Origin of the sequence: Microbacterium sp. CGR2 (genome assembly GCF_003626735.1) — a bacterium.
GTDB lineage: Bacteria > Actinomycetota > Actinomycetes > Actinomycetales > Microbacteriaceae > Microbacterium.
Genome location: NZ_RBHX01000001.1, coordinates 1,923,447 through 1,937,632 on the forward strand (window position 1 = coordinate 1,923,447; position 14,186 = coordinate 1,937,632).

The 14,186-nt window shown below is 65.5% G+C and carries 13 protein-coding genes; 6 read left to right on the forward strand and 7 right to left on the reverse strand.

Annotation, left to right across the window (positions count from 1 at the left end; genetic code table 11):
- Position 1 precedes the first annotated feature (1 nt).
- Positions 2–1,129, forward strand: a complete 1,128-nt coding sequence (locus D7252_RS09815; RefSeq protein ID WP_120775221.1) for a hypothetical protein — start codon at positions 2–4, stop codon at positions 1,127–1,129.
- A gap of 168 nt (positions 1,130–1,297) precedes the next feature.
- The gene (locus D7252_RS09820; RefSeq protein WP_183055257.1) at positions 1,298–3,034 is read left to right on the forward strand and encodes a DUF4012 domain-containing protein; all 1,737 of its coding nucleotides are present in this window, start codon (positions 1,298–1,300) and stop codon (positions 3,032–3,034) included.
- 92 nt (positions 3,035–3,126) lie between these two features.
- Here D7252_RS09820 and D7252_RS09825 read toward each other — a convergent pair whose 3' ends face one another.
- A complete protein-coding gene (locus D7252_RS09825) occupies positions 3,127–4,251 on the reverse strand; it encodes an acyltransferase (protein WP_120775223.1) in 1,125 nt (374 codons plus the stop codon).
- Positions 4,252–4,302: 51 nt separating this feature from the next.
- Between D7252_RS09825 and D7252_RS09830 the strand changes: the two genes are divergently transcribed.
- A complete protein-coding gene (locus tag D7252_RS09830; protein ID WP_120775224.1) occupies positions 4,303–5,544 on the forward strand; it encodes an O-antigen ligase in 1,242 nt (413 codons plus the stop codon).
- A gap of 44 nt (positions 5,545–5,588) precedes the next feature.
- Here D7252_RS09830 and D7252_RS09835 read toward each other — a convergent pair whose 3' ends face one another.
- A complete protein-coding gene (locus D7252_RS09835) occupies positions 5,589–6,374 on the reverse strand; it encodes an SGNH/GDSL hydrolase family protein (protein WP_120775225.1) in 786 nt (261 codons plus the stop codon).
- Between the two features lie 38 nt (positions 6,375–6,412).
- The gene (gene lepB, locus D7252_RS09840) at positions 6,413–7,093 is read right to left on the reverse strand and encodes a signal peptidase I (protein WP_120776899.1); all 681 of its coding nucleotides are present in this window, start codon (positions 7,091–7,093) and stop codon (positions 6,413–6,415) included.
- 48 nt (positions 7,094–7,141) lie between these two features.
- Between lepB and D7252_RS09845 the strand changes: the two genes are divergently transcribed.
- The gene (locus D7252_RS09845; RefSeq protein ID WP_120775226.1) at positions 7,142–8,212 is read left to right on the forward strand and encodes an acyltransferase family protein; all 1,071 of its coding nucleotides are present in this window, start codon (positions 7,142–7,144) and stop codon (positions 8,210–8,212) included.
- Positions 8,213–8,359: 147 nt separating this feature from the next.
- Positions 8,360–9,454, forward strand: coding sequence for a hypothetical protein (locus D7252_RS09850; protein ID WP_120775227.1), 1,095 nt, complete (start codon positions 8,360–8,362; stop codon positions 9,452–9,454).
- Here D7252_RS09850 and D7252_RS09855 read toward each other — a convergent pair.
- The 4 genes from D7252_RS09855 to D7252_RS09870 form a co-directional block, all read right to left on the reverse strand.
- The gene (locus D7252_RS09855) at positions 9,400–10,833 is read right to left on the reverse strand and encodes a polysaccharide biosynthesis tyrosine autokinase (protein ID WP_120775228.1); all 1,434 of its coding nucleotides are present in this window, start codon (positions 10,831–10,833) and stop codon (positions 9,400–9,402) included. The genes D7252_RS09850 and D7252_RS09855 overlap by 55 nt on opposite strands.
- Positions 10,834–10,924: 91 nt before the next feature.
- Positions 10,925–11,716 carry a low molecular weight phosphatase family protein gene (locus D7252_RS09860; RefSeq protein ID WP_259461082.1) on the reverse strand — a complete coding sequence of 264 codons (792 nt, stop codon included), beginning with the start codon at positions 11,714–11,716 and terminating at the stop codon, positions 10,925–10,927.
- A complete protein-coding gene (locus tag D7252_RS09865) occupies positions 11,713–12,186 on the reverse strand; it encodes a VanZ family protein (protein WP_120775230.1) in 474 nt (157 codons plus the stop codon). The genes D7252_RS09860 and D7252_RS09865 overlap by 4 nt, the downstream gene beginning before the upstream one ends.
- 35 nt (positions 12,187–12,221) lie before the next feature.
- Positions 12,222–13,166, reverse strand: coding sequence for a Ppx/GppA phosphatase family protein (locus tag D7252_RS09870; RefSeq protein WP_120775231.1), 945 nt, complete (start codon positions 13,164–13,166; stop codon positions 12,222–12,224).
- Here D7252_RS09870 and coaA point away from each other — a divergent pair.
- Positions 13,144–14,148, forward strand: a complete 1,005-nt coding sequence (gene coaA, locus D7252_RS09875) for a type I pantothenate kinase (protein ID WP_251050682.1) — start codon at positions 13,144–13,146, stop codon at positions 14,146–14,148. The two genes, D7252_RS09870 and coaA, sit on opposite strands and share 23 nt — an antisense overlap.
- The last annotated feature ends 38 nt before the right edge of the window (positions 14,149–14,186 follow it).

Sequence of the window (14,186 nt, forward strand, 5' to 3'; positions counted from 1 at the left end):
GATGCAGCAGTGGTTCGCCGCCGGCAACGGCGCCCTCGATCTGTCTCAATCAGACACAGTGGCCCGAGAATACGAGATCGCAGTGACGCCGATTGTCCCGGGTCCACCCGTGCTGCTGTTCGGAGAGGGCGCCGTGGTGTGGCGACAACTGGCGACCGCTGAGGCGCCACCCCTCCGCCATGATGAGGGCGCGCTCGCCATCGTTCATGACCTGGAGCAGATGGGCCTCGCGGTCAAAGCCCCCAGCCATCCAGCGCGCTTATCGGCTCTACCTCGCCCCTGGCTCTCGTCCTTCAGACACGAACTTGTCTACGCCTTGCTGCAGCGGGTGGCGACGGCGGCTGGCATCGACATGGTCTTCATCAAGGGGCCTACACTGCGCGCGCAAGGGCTTCGGGAGCGGGAGCATTCCGGAGACGTCGATTGCTGGGTGCTTCCAGGCGATGACATCCGTCTTGCCGCAGCCATGCGCTCCTGGGGATGGACACCACTGATACTGCCCTTCACTGGAACCACCATCGGTCACTCTCTCACTCTCGTCGCGGGTGAATGGGGGTGCGCGATCGATGTGCACACGTCGTTCCCCGGGATGCGTGCCCACCCTGATGAAGCCTTTCGACTGCTCCGCGAGTCTGCCGAACCGCGGAGCTTCGCCGGTGTGCGGGCGTGGACGCCGCCTCGCGACGTCCACGCGGTGTTGTCGGCGCTCCATGACATGCGACCGCACAACGGTGTGGCTCCATCCGACCACGCGGTCGAGAAGGCGTCCACGGTGCTATGTGCGGCAGGCCGCGGCGTAGTGACCGTCATTGATCGACTCGACGCCGGCTACGTTCTGCGTGCCCCGCTGGAGCGTTCGTTCGCAGAGGTAGCGAACCGTTACAACGACTCGTTACCACCGCGGGACTGGGGCCTGCGTATGGAGACCGCTTCGTCGCTGCGTCATCTCAAAACCTTGAAGTTTGTGCCCGTGCGATACCGTCTCCGAGCACTAGTCCGGCTGGTCTGGCCAACTGTCGAAACGATGAGGATCGCGTTGGAAGATCCCCGCGCCACTCATAGGACAGTGTTCTTCGCCCGCGTCAAACGAGTCGGAGTAAGCGCCAGAAAGCTGACCGCGCGGCGGTGAGGGCCGGATGGCGTCTGGGCACTATCAGGAGTTTCGGTGCGCTCATGCGGTTGAATGGACGGGATGACTAGCATGCACCAGAGCCGCGCCAGCTTGCGCGCAGATGAGAATCGGAAGCAGTCCCGGCGTACCCGGCGGCGGCGGTGGGTGTGGCTTGCCGTCGGTGTCGTGGTGCTCGTCATCGCGGTTGCTGCCGCGCTGTCTGCTGTCGCGGCATCCAAGGCGCTCTCTGTACGGGATGCGTTGACTCCTGCGGTCCCTATCGCGAGCGGGATACCGGCAAAGGTGCTCGCGGGTGATGTTGAGGGAGCCGCGGCGGACGCGGCATCGCTGAAGAAGCTTTCAACAGAGGCCGTCGCGTTCACAGAAGGTGATGACTGGCGATTGGCCGAGATGGTTCCGGGCGTGGGGCAGAACCTCGCCGCGGTCCGGACAGCCGCAGAGAGTATCGACGAAGTCGCGGACTTCTCAGTGGAGTCGTTGCCCGACCTCGATCTCACCGCGTTCCGACCGGTCGACGGCGCGATCGATCTCACGGCAATTCACCGATTGGAAGGCGTCGTGACCGCTGGAGCGAACGCGTTCGCAGGCGTCAGCGCCAGAATCGATGCCGCAGACCGCACGTTCCTCCTGCCGCCGGTCGTGGAGGCCCTCGAAACGTTGGACGCCGCAGTTGCGGGGGTCGACGAGACACTCGGAACGCTGTCGCCCATTCTCGAAGTGCTTCCGGGGGCTCTTGGTGAGGGCGCACCCCGAACGTATCTGTTGATGTTTCAGGGCAACTCGGAGCTTCGAGCGGCGGGCGGAAACCCAGCGGCCCTCGCGCTCGTTACTGCTACGGACGGGCGTATCGAACTCACGACCCAGGCTACGAGCGTGCAGTTCGCCAATGCGCGACCCGAGAGCATCGCTCCGCTCGATGCGGAAACCGAGCACCTCTACTCCGACATCATCGGCCGTTGGATACCGAACATGACAGCCACGCCGGATTTCCCCACCACTGTCGAGATCATGCGCGCCTGGTGGGCCGATGAAGGTCTTCCGCCGTTTGACGATGTCATCGCGACCGACCCGGTCGCGCTGTCCTACATCATGAACGCGACAGGGCCGATCCCTCTTGAGACCGGCGAGACGCTCACGAGTGAGAATGCCGTTCCCTTGCTGCTCAACGAGGTGTACTTCAAGTATGGGGATGGAAGCGACCAGAATCCGCAGGACCTCTTCTTCGCCTCAGCAGCCGCACAGATCTTCGCGAAGATCACGTCGGGCGTCGACAACCCGCTCGCTTTCTTTGATGCCCTAGGGAAAGCGAGCGACGAGGGGCGTATGAAGATCTGGTCGTCGAACCCCGAAATCGGGGACATGATCTCTGGAACCAAACTCTCAGGTACGCTTCCCACTACGAACGCAGACAAGACGGTCGCCGGAGTGTTCTTCAACGACACGACTGGTGCAAAGACCGACTACTACGCAGACGCGAGCGTGGTGTCGAGCACGAATCAGTGCACCTCGTCCGGTGCGCCGGAGTTCGCGCAAACGATCACACTTGCGAACAACATCACGCCGGAGCAGGCCGCAGACCTCCCCTACTTCATCACAGGACCGCACTACCAACCCGGCCTCATTGCGACCGACGTCGTTGTATACACTCCGGTCGGCGCGACGATCGAGTCGTGGAAGGTAGACGGGGCACAGAGCGCCACACTGGTGTCTGAGGGAACGCATCTCGGACGCTCCGCCGTTCGCATCAGCGTCATTCTCACGCCTCAGACCGCGGCGACCATCAGCGTCGCCATGAAGGGCGCCGAAGGAACGACGGGTGGCGAGTACGGGGCCTACGACGTGTGGACGACCCCAATGGTGCGAGATACCCCCGTGACCCTGGAGCCCTCCAGCTGCGGCTGATCGGAAAGCGCTCGGGTCGACCACCGCAGTTGCGCGCGGAACACCCCGTCGGTAGACGAGAACGGTGAGGCCGACCCAGTCGGGTGCTGGTGTTACGCAGCGCCCGGCAGCTCGGCCTCTACTGGCGCAGAAGTGTAACGCTTCCGATTGAGGGCCGGTCTCTCGACGAGGTGCCACGACGCGAACGCGATCAGGCCAGAGATGAGCATCACGCCGACGACGAGAAGAGTGCCGTCGACCGCCCACTCGCGAGCGCCCCACGTGACGAGGTAGTTCACCACGATCATGTGCCAGATGTAGACACTGAAGCTGAGATCGCCGATGCGCGCTGTGAACCGACCCAGCACTTGGGGGCCGTTGTAGCCGAACCAAATCACCGCGTAGGAGAGAGGAACGGCAGCAATTGCGTTCGCGATGAAAGATGCCCCCGTATCCATGGGAAGTTTCGCGATAGCGAAGTAGAGGACAACGGCGGCGACGGCGATCCAGCCGCTCTCCTTCACCTTCGGCCAGAAATATGACCAGGCAATGCCGATCGCGAACCACCACAGGTATGGTGCGAAAGTGACGCCGAAAACCTTCCATGCCAGCGATGCGGTAGAAGTCGCCCCCGCAAGCCCATAAGCGATTACGCCCAACGCTGCCACCGAAAGCAAAGCCGATAGCATCCAGCGTCGCCCCTTCCACGCGGCGAACAGAACTATGGCAGGGACGATCACGTAGAAGGACACTTCGACCGGGATCGTCCAGAGGCTCCCGTTGATGACACCGATTCCGAAGTCATCCAGCATCGGCGGTGACCACACCGGGATGAGAAGCAAGTTCGACGCGGCGAACGCCGCGAACTGCACGGACAGCAGCTGTCCGGATGCGACGATTCCGGTCGCGAGCAGCAACAGCACAAGAACGGCGAAGTATGCGTAGATCGCCGGAAGGATTCGGAGTGCTCGGTTTCGGTAGAAATCCCGCCACGGTCGGTTCCGAGTGTGAGCGTTCGCGCCTGAGCGATAGACCATCATTCCGGAGAGGATGAAGAACATCGCAACCCCGCCGTTGAACCAGAGACTGTCGCTCGGGTGGTGCCACAAGAACGCGGCATCGAGGTGGTGCACGGAATGTTCGACGACGACCGAGAGGGCTGCTACCAAGCGAAGGAAGTCAAAGGTGTTCTGACGCCGGGCGGATTCTGCTACGAGCTCTACGCTGTTGCTTCGCATACCCCTCCATTGCTTGTCGCGGGATCAGCGTACGCAATGTAGTCTCGGGTAGTGCCGAAGACCAAGACGACCTCCAGCGAACGCGGTGGAAACTCGGTCATCGGACCCGCTGCGTTGGCGATCCTGATCTGGGCCGGAAGCCTCAAAGAAACCTTACTCTTCTCGTGGGTGCCCGCCGACCTCACCTTGCTCATGGCAGCGCTCGTGGGGCTCTCGATCATCAACTCGCGGGTTCGGGGCGGCGCGGCCGGCCAAGCTGTCGTGGCGCCGTACGCGATCTTCGTCGCATTGTTCCTTCCCGCGGTGCTCCTTACTCAATTGCCGACCTCGTACGCGAACTCGAAGATCGTCACGCTCTTCACAATCACGTTGGTACTCGCGATCGCGCCGTTCTACCTGTTGCGGTCGGTGCGGCAGCGTCAAGTATTCCTCTTCACGCTCACTGTCCTTGGGATACTCGCCGCCGCCAACCTCGTGCTCGCTCCCACAGTCGTTGAGGGCTCTCTGGGTGGGCGTCTGGTGCTCGAAGGGTCGAATACCATCGCTGTCTCCCGCGTTGTATTCGCTGCCGTGGTCGTGCTTCTGGTCGGCTCGACCATCAAGGGGCAAACAGCCCGGCGCCGCATCCTCATGTCTGCAGGGGCGGTCGCTCTGACGTTGATCGCCACGCTCACCGGTAGCCGAGGACCAGTCGTTGCCGCCGCGGTCGCCCTCGCTGTCGTGCTGATGACGGCAGTGGCCTATCGGAAGTACCGCGTGCGCGCCATCCTCGGGTTTGTCGCCGTCGCCGGCATTGGCCTCTGGTATGTGCTGCAGTCGTCACAGAGTGAGGGAGTGGCGCGAATAGTCGGCTCGCTCACCGGCGAAGAAGGGGGCGTGCCCGACGCGCGGGTCTCCATCTGGACCTATGCGCTGCAGTTGATCGAGGCCAAGCCCTTCGGCCGCGGGTGGGGAAGCTTCGACTTCGCCGGCGCTCCTTACCCGCACAACCTCCTGCTTGAGATCGGCGTCGAGGCAGGCCTCATCGTGCTGGCAGTGGTCATCGTGCTCCTCGTCGCCACCATTGTGCGTGGATCCCGCGTCGCAACGGACTGGCAGACGACGGCACTATTCGGCCTCTTCGTGTTCGCGCTCGCGAACGCGATGGTATCCGCCGATCTCAATGGAAACCGACTACTGACGGTGACCGCGTTTGCGGTATGGGCGGTAACCTACACCAAGCGCAAGGAGTTCGGAGATGAGGCGTTGCTGCCGTCCTCCACTCCACGATCGATGAGCTTACGCTCCGCCTGAAGTCTGCTCGAGGCGTGTGCCGAGCACGTGCAGCAACCTCGGCCTCATCCGAGCGTGTCCGCAACGGTCTCCGCCCAGAGCCGGGACCCGATTTCGTTCGGGTGAGCAGCATCGCGCATCAGGTCAGTCGCCCATTGCGGGTCGGCGATAAATGCCGCGTAAACGTCGATGGTAGGGACGTCGTGCAGGCGCGCCCATTCGGCTACGCTCCTCCTGCCGTGGTCTGACTCCGCCGCCTGCGCGCCGGTTCCAGGGTTCTGAAGTGTTGCAGCCAGCGCGGCGGAGCTTCCCCAGCGAGCAAGCGCGGCTGTTGTCAGTTTTTGCAGAGCAGTCCCGGTCGGCAGCGTTCCGTCGTTGTGACCAAAGTTGTAGATGATTAGATTTGGCGACTCCGGCTGCAACTTCTCGAGAATCGGCAGCGCCGCGTCGGCAGGTTGTCCGGGAACCGAGCCGTTCCAGATCACCACCTCACGCTCGCCGCGGCCGTAAACGACTCGCTTCTTATACGCGCCGGCCGTCGGATCCCAAAAATTCACGACCACCGTGGCGTCGTTCCTCGTCAGGTGCTCAGCCCAGCCAGCCACCCATTCATCCGTGTCGTTGCCCGTCGAATCTCCGATGACGCTGATGACCACGCGGTCGTCGTTGGCAATGACGTCGCGGACTGCATCGACGCCGGAATGCTCGAGGCTCGGGCGAGTAGACGGCCGCGGGTCAGGTGCGGTGCACGCGGTCAAGGTACCGACCGTGAACGCGAGCAGAGCAGCAGAGGCACTCAGGCCGAACCGCCTTGGAAGCCCACCGACGTGACATCTCCACCGCCCGCTCATCGGTGAACGATACCGGCTGGTTTCTTCCCCACGGACGCTCACGGACCACCCCAACGGGACACGGGCCAAAGTATCGGTCCCGCCTTGCCGAAAACGGATTCCCTCGTCATCCACCGCCAGCAGTTCGCTTCCGGGGTCTCGGTGCCGCGGCACGCGAACACGGAATCGGCAGAGTTCGCCCGGCTATCGCCGAGCACGAGATACGAGCCCTCCGGCACAGTCACTTTCGCAAAGCACCTCGACGACAGAGGTGAGGACGTGCAGTCGAGCTCGCCGCTCAGGAAACGGAGGTCACTGACGACGTAGGGCTCGTGTAGGGGCTCGCCGTCGACGAGTACGGCACCCTCGGCATCGCAGCATTCCACGGTCTGCCCTGGTGCGCCGATGACCCGCTTCACCATGACGTAGGGCCGGATGCCGGTCGCCTCACCCATCCACTGCATGGCACCGGTGAACCAGTTGCCGGCGGCCGGCTTCTCGCCCCAGCTCTGCCCCGGCCGAAACACAACGATGTCTCCCTGTGCGGGGTCCGAGCCGATGTAGGCGAGCCTGTTCACCACGAGCCGATCGCCCTGTTCCAGAGTCGGCGACATGGAGCCCGATGACGGTTGCCCGACGAAAGCCACGATGATCACGGTGAGCAGCAACGCCAGAGACACATTGACCCACACACCGATCCGGCGACGCGGACGCGGAGCGGAAGCCTCGTCAATGGTCATCTCGGTCTCCAGGTCGCGCGCGCGGGGTTCGGACAATACTCTCAGGGAATGGTTCCTGAATCCGAGAGCAGGGTGGCGCCGCCGACGAGGCGAAGGATCACGCGCAACACCGCACCGCAACGACTCCTCGTTCCCGATGTCCTCCGCGGCATCGCGATCATCGCAATGCTCATCGCACACGCTTCGCCTTTCGTGCCGAACGCGCCCGGTGTTGCTCGCTTCGTCACCGCGAACTTCAGCGAGCTCGCCTCGCCGCTTTTCGCGCTCGTCATGGGAATGTCGGCCGAACTCGTGTGGCGGCAGGGCGGACGCGTGGGCAAGACGCTTCTCCAGCAGACCCTTCGCGGCCTCTTCCTGATCGTCCTGGGCGTATGGATGGCCGGATGGGGCTCGTGGGTCGCGATCATTCTGGCTTACCTCGGTGTCCTCATCATCCTCGGGTCGCCGATACTGCTGGCGCGTACGCCCGCGGTGATCGCCGTGGCCGCGGTCCTCCTGGTCGCCAGCCAGCCGCTGCTCGCGTCCGCGCGCTCCTGGACATGGATGTACACAGCGCCGCTGCCCGTTCGGGAGATCCTCACCTGGGTGCTCCTGGGCCCCCAGTATCGCGTGGTGAACTTGCTCCCCCTGTTCCTCATTGGTGCGGTGCTCGTGCGTCATGGTTTCCGGAGAGACCGTGTTCTGTGGGTCCTGACGGCGGTGGCGCCGCTGGCGTACCTGGCGTGGGCGTTCGGGGAGCGAGGGGGGTCGGTGGAATCGGGGGAGTACCTCGACACCCTCAAGGACATCGGTCTCGTCTCCGTCGTCTACGTCCTCGTCGTTCTCGCCGCCACAGCCCGAAGAGAGCGTGCTCAACGCTTCTGGGACGTCGTCTTCATTCCGCTGCGCGTGTGCGGCCAGGTTGCACTGTCGCTGTACCTCCTTCACGTCGGCCTCATCGCCCTATGGAACAACGCCTACGGCCGACCAGTAGAAAATTTGTACCTCGGGTGGCTCGTCATCGTGCCCGGCATGATCCTTATCGGATGGCTCTGGTGGCGCTTCGTCGGCACCGGCCCGGTCGAGTGGATCATGGCGTGGCTGACGGGCCGGAGGAAGCCGCTGCGTCGCGTCTCGTAGCAGCGACAACGGGAGCAGCCCGCCTGACGATTGCCACCGCGGCGGCGGGAACGGTCCTCTTCGACTATGAGTGCAGCACTTCGGTCACGTAACGCTGCGGAATCGCGGAGCGCGGGTACGGGCGCGACCCGTCGATAAGCTACGACCATGCCTGACCGCTTCCTCGTCAGCGCGGTCGGAGCCATCGTCGAGATCGACGTCTCTAGCCGGGATGCTGCCTTCCGATCTCTCGCCTACGAAGCGTGGGCGGATGCGCGCTATGAAGGGGAGCGGGTGCCCGCGGCATCCGTCGCTGCTCGCGAAGATCTGGACGACGCCGCCGCCCTCTCGACGCTCTCGACAGACGTGACCGTCGCGGCACTTTCACATCGCCGCAGCGACCCGATCTGGATGCTGCACGCCGCCGGCCTCGCCCATGAGAGCGGTCGCGTCGTGGTGCTCAGCGCGCCAGCCGGCACGGGCAAGACGACCGCCGCGAGGCATCTGTCGCGCCGGTACGCCTACGTGAGCGATGAGACGGTCGGCATCCGATCCGACGGCGTGGTGCTGCCCTATCGGAAGCCGTTGTCGATCATCGAGCCGCAGTCCGCTCACAAAGCGCAGATCGCCCTGTCGAGCCTTGGCAGCGGGCGACCGCTTCCGTCAGCGCTGCGCGTCGCGAAGATCGTGGTGATCGATCGTTCTCCGGACGGCCCGGCGCAGCCGCAGCTCGAACAGCTCGACGTCGCCGAGGCGCTCGAACTTCTCGGGCCGCAGACCAGTTACCTGTGCGACGCGGAAGCACCGCTGCACCGGATCGCGGCGCTGCTGGACGCGACCGGTGGAGCCGTGCGCCTGCGCTATCGAGAAGTCGACACCATCGATGACCTGATCGATCAGTTGCTGTCCGAGCAGGAGCGCCCGGTGGCGCCGGTCGTTCCGCGCATCTTCGAGCCGGTCTCTGAGATGACGCAGCGTCCCGGAACACTGGCCAGAGGCGAGGTCGTCGACCAGCTGGACCTCGACGGCCGCACCGTGCTGCTGCGTCGCACTGGGAGCGGCGGGCAGGTGCAGGTTCTCGACGGCATCGGACCGGCCCTGTGGGCCTCCGCGAACGGGAGCACGCTCGATGAGCTCGTCGTCGCTGTCGTCGCGGTCCACGGTGAACCGGAGGGCGCGGATGCCCACTCGATCGTGGAGTCCGCGGTTCAGCGGTTGCTCGCCGACGGGTTTCTGCGATCGCTCGCGCCGTCCTGCGCGTAGCGCTCGAACGTGCCGTAGTACTCGCGCCCGTAGTACGCCGACTCGGCGCCCTTGCGCGGCACGCGGTTGAGCACGACGCCCAGCACGCGACCCTTGGTCCGGGTGATCGCGGAGATCGCGCGCTGCAGCATGTCGAACGTCGTCTTGCCCGACGAGACGACGATGAGCACGCCATCGGCGCCGGCAGCAAGCACCGCAGCATCCGTCACCGGAAGCACCGGAGGGGAGTCGAGGATGACGATCGCAGACTTGCTGATCTCGCCGAGGAAGTCGCGCATGCGCCGCGAACCCAGTAGCTCACTGGGGTTCGGGGGGATGCGTCCTGCTCCGACGACCGCCAGCGGCACGTCCTTCGACGGCCGGTGGGCGACATCCTGCAGTTCTGCTCGACCGGCGAGGACATCGGTGAGCCCGACATCGTGCGACATGCCGAAGATGTCCGCGACGACCGGACGCCGCAGGTCGCAATCGATGAGGATGGCCCACTGACCTGCCGCCGCGAGGCTGGAGGCGAGGTTCACCGACACGGTCGACTTGCCGTCACCGGGAACGGAGCTGGTGACCACGATGATCCGCGGCGGGTTGTCGACGTCGATGAACTGGAGGTTGGTGCGCAGCTCGCGCATGGCCTCGATCGTGTGGTGGGAAACGCCGTGCTGCGAGTCCAGCGAGAAGTCGATCACCTGACGTTCGCCGGCCATCGACTTCTCCAGCGGCAGCGTGCCGATCACCGAGGCCCCCGTCTCTCGCTCGATGTCGCGAGGATGGCGGACACGGCGGTCGACTGTGTGCCGAACGAACGCGTAAACGAGGCCGGCGGCGATGCCGATGAGCGCACCGAGGACGACGTTGAGCCGGGTGTTGGGCGAGGTGGGAGCCGTCGGAAGCCGAGCTGAGTCGCCGACGACCAGCGAGATCGCGGCCGGGGTCTCAGCAGTGCCGCCCTCGAGCTTCTCGATCTCGATCGCCATACCGTCGAGCCACGCCTGAGCGAGCGCTTGCGCCTCTTCCGGTGTGGGCCCGGTGGCGGTGACCATCAACGCCGTCGTGTCGATCGGGTTCGTCACGGTGATGCGGTTGACCAGAGCATCGGGCGAGGCGTCGATGTCGAGTTCGTCGATCGCGTGCTCGGCGACCGCGCTCCACGAACCGAGGTTCAGGTACGACTTCACACGGCTCTGCGCCAGCTGATTGCCGACCAGTGCACTCCCGCTCGTGCCGTCGCCGCCGACAGACGTGACGATCCCCGTCGTGTCGGCCGAGTACACGCGCGGCTGCAGGCTGCTCCACCCGAACGCGGCGAGTGCTCCGACGACCGTGGCGACGACGACGACGACCCAATGCGCCCGCAGGATGCGCGCGTAGTCTCTGAGTTCCAACTGCTTATCCCCTCGTGTATCCCGCGGGGAGCTCGGGATGCATGGATGAGAATGAGCATACGGTGAACGTCACCGCAGCGGCAGGCGCCGGTCAGCCGATGGTGGCGCGCACGATCCGTTCGACCTCGTCGAGGGCCGGGACCAGCTCGGCGGCGGAGCGCGCGTACGTCTCACGGGAGCGTCGGTAGGGGTCGACGACGTCGTCTTCGTCGCCACTGGCTCGACTGAGGCCACGCTGGTCGATAACGGTCTGGAGGACGGCAGCGAAACGTTCCTTCGGCGACTCGCCCGCAGCATCCGCCACGGCCTTCGCCTCGTCTGTGCTCACCGAGGAGGCGAGACGTGCGAACTCGCGTACGGTGAATGTCCGGCGGAGCCGGTTCGGCATCATCTTCACCACGTGCGAGCGGTGTTCGCGCGCCATCGCCAAGACGAGGTCGGCGTCGACGAGGAGCGGTTCGACGAGATAACGCGCTTGATGCGCCGACGAGATCTCTGCGGCCGCCCCCGCCTGCGCGGCGAGTTCGAGAGCAGGCTCGGGCATCCCATGGCCGACGAGCGCGTGGGTGCCGGCGCTGTGTACCCGCACGCCGAGCGACTCCAACCGCGTGCGCAGCAGCACCTCGGCCAGCGGAGACCGGCAGATGTTGCCCGTGCACACGGTGAGGATCGTCAGCGCCGCCGACGAAGCGGCGACAGGCGCCGGGCCGCCCAGGAAACCGGACAGCGGGGCGCCCTGTGCCGCCGGCGCGGGCGGAGTGGACGTGGGCGAAGGGGCCTCCGACGGAACAGGCGTCGCCACGGCGTCCGCGGACGCCTGCTTCTTGCGCCACTCTCGGCGACTCATGCCGGGGGGCGGCCCATCCTGACGGTTCGATCTCACGCGATCAGCCTACGGCTCTCCTCGGGGCGCGGGACTTCGAGCAGCAGGATGACGACCGCCACGATCGCTGCGCCGAGGAAAGTGCCGAGAGTGTTGGCGATGAGATCGGAGATCGTGGGGGAGCGAGATGGCATGAACCCCTGAACCGCCTCGATCACCACGGTCATCGCTGCGCCGACCACGACCACCTGCCACAGCCGCAGCCGCGTCCACCCGAGGGCGAGCAGCAGGCCGATCGGCACGAACAGGGCGACGTTCGCCAAGAACTCCAGCACCACTGCGCTCGAATAATAATCGGCGATGCCTCGTGCAGCGATCCATTTCGCCAGGATGCCGACCAGCCCCGTCACCTTCGCTGAGATCGTCGCGGGCAACCACACCGTGAATCCCACGAAGAGCAGATAGTCGACCAGCAGCACCCGAGCTACCACGAACCCGGAGCGGGTGCGAGCAGCGGGAGAAGTGGCCATGTCGTCATGCTAGCCAGCGCCCCCGACCGCGGCTCTCAGCTTCGGGCTCCGCTCCAACTCAGCTGCTCGATGTAACGCAGCAGCACCCCTTCGCGCAGAGCCCACGGCGACACCTCGAGTTCGTCGATGTCGAGCGCCCTCATCGCCGTATGCAGCGAGACCGCCGCCGCCACGATCTGGAAGGTGCGGTCGGGCGTGATCCCCGGCAGCTCTTGCCGAGCGGATGCCGGAAGCCGCGCGAGCCGCGGGATCCAGGAACCGAGCGAGGCTCGGGGCAGCAGCATCCGGTCAGTGCCGGACCACCCGGGTGCCGGATAGCCGGCGAGCCGGGCCAGCGATCGGATCGCCTTCGACGACCCGACGACATGGTCGGGCTTCGGCAGACTCACGAACCGCGGCAGGACGTCGGCGAGTGTCTTCCGCGCATGCGCGCGAAGCCGTTCCACGTCGTCTTCTCCGGGCGGGTCCTGGGGGAGGAACTGCACCGTCATGCGTCCGGCACCCAGGGGGACGGATGCCGCAGCATCCGGCAGTTCCTCCGCGCCGGCGGCGATCTCCAGCGAGCCGCCGCCGATGTCGAGCAGCAGCAGTTGGCCGGCCGACCAGCCGAACCAGCGGCGCACCGCGAGAAAAGTCAGCTCGGCTTCCGTCTCGCCGTCGAGCACCTGCAGCGGCTGGCCGAGGGCTGCCTCGATGCGGGCGATCACCTCGACTCCATTGCGCGCGTCGCGCACCGCGCTCGTCGCCGTCGCCAGCAGGGCGTCCACCCGTTCGGTCTCGGCGACACGTCGCGCCTGGGCGACGGCCGCCTCGAGAGCAGACACACCTTCTTCGGAGATGGCGCCGTCGGGAGTGAGGTATCGCATGAGCCGGAGCACCGTGCGATCGCTCGTCTTGGCAAGCGGCCGACCGCCAGGGCGCACGTCAGCGGCCAGCATGTGGACGGTGTTGGAACCGATGTCGAGGACTCCCAGGCGCACGGGAAGAGACTACCCATGCCCCGGATACGATGGGGACGTGACCACCGTCGACCCCACGCTGCCGTTGTCTCCGTACCGCGAGATCGGGCGCGCGGAATGGGCGCGACTCGCGGCTGACCTCGATCAGCCCCTGAGTGAGACCGAGGTCGTCGAGATCCGTGGCATCGGTGACCGTCTGAGCCTGACCGAGGTCCGTGAGGTCTATCTGCCGTTGAGCCGGCTGCTCAGTCTGTACGCCACGGCCACCAAGCGCCTCGGCGCGGCCACGTCATCGTTCCTTCAGGAGGACGACACCACCACTCCGTTCGTGGTGGGAGTGGCCGGGTCTGTCGCGGTGGGCAAATCGACCATCGCCCGGCTCCTCCGCGAGCTGATGAGTCGCTGGCCGGGTACTCCGCGGGTCGAACTCGTCACCACCGACGGATTCCTGTACCCCAACGCCGAACTCGAGCGTCGCGGCCTGATGGCGCGCAAAGGCTTCCCGGAGTCGTACGACCGGCGAGCCCTCATCGAATTCCTGACCGAGGTCAAGAGCGGCGCCGCCGAGGTGCGCGCGCCCTTCTACTCGCACATGCGGTACGACATCGTGCCCGACGCGCACGTCGTCGTCCGGCGCCCCGACGTCGTGATCGTCGAGGGCCTGAACGTGCTGCAGCCGCCGCCCGCACCGAACGACGTCGCCGTCAGCGACCTGTTCGACTTCTCGATCTTCGTCGATGCCGACACCTCGCACATCGAGAAGTGGTACGTCGACCGGTTCCTCGCCCTTCGCCAGGGAGCGTTCAGCAACCCCTCGTCGTACTTCAACGTGTTCGCGCACCTCACCGACGAGGAGGCCATCACCACGGCGCTGGGCTACTGGAACGAGATCAACATGCCCAACCTGATCGAGAACGTGATGCCGACGCGGCACCGCGCGAGCCTCATGCTGCGCAAGGGCGCCGACCACAACGTCGAGACCGTGCTGCTCCGCAAACTCTGAGTACAACTTCCGCGGCCGCGCCCGCGCCGCACGGCCGC

Bases quoted from the DNA above. Each gene is read 5' to 3' on its own strand.
- coaA (WP_251050682.1), top strand. From the start codon at position 13,144: ATGTCGAGGACTCCCAGGCGCACGGGAAGAGACTACCCATGCCCCGGA.
- D7252_RS09825 (WP_120775223.1), bottom strand. From the start codon at position 4,251: ATGCGAAGCAACAGCGTAGAGCTCGTAGCAGAATCCGCCCGGCGTCAG.
- D7252_RS09850 (WP_120775227.1), top strand. From the start codon at position 8,360: ATGCCTGACCGCTTCCTCGTCAGCGCGGTCGGAGCCATCGTCGAGATC.
- D7252_RS09815 (WP_120775221.1), top strand. From the start codon at position 2: ATGCAGCAGTGGTTCGCCGCCGGCAACGGCGCCCTCGATCTGTCTCAA.
- D7252_RS09865 (WP_120775230.1), bottom strand. From the start codon at position 12,186: ATGGCCACTTCTCCCGCTGCTCGCACCCGCTCCGGGTTCGTGGTAGCT.
- D7252_RS09835 (WP_120775225.1), bottom strand. From the start codon at position 6,374: ATGAGCGGGCGGTGGAGATGTCACGTCGGTGGGCTTCCAAGGCGGTTC.
- D7252_RS09845 (WP_120775226.1), top strand. From the start codon at position 7,142: ATGGTTCCTGAATCCGAGAGCAGGGTGGCGCCGCCGACGAGGCGAAGG.
- lepB (WP_120776899.1), bottom strand. From the start codon at position 7,093: ATGACCATTGACGAGGCTTCCGCTCCGCGTCCGCGTCGCCGGATCGGT.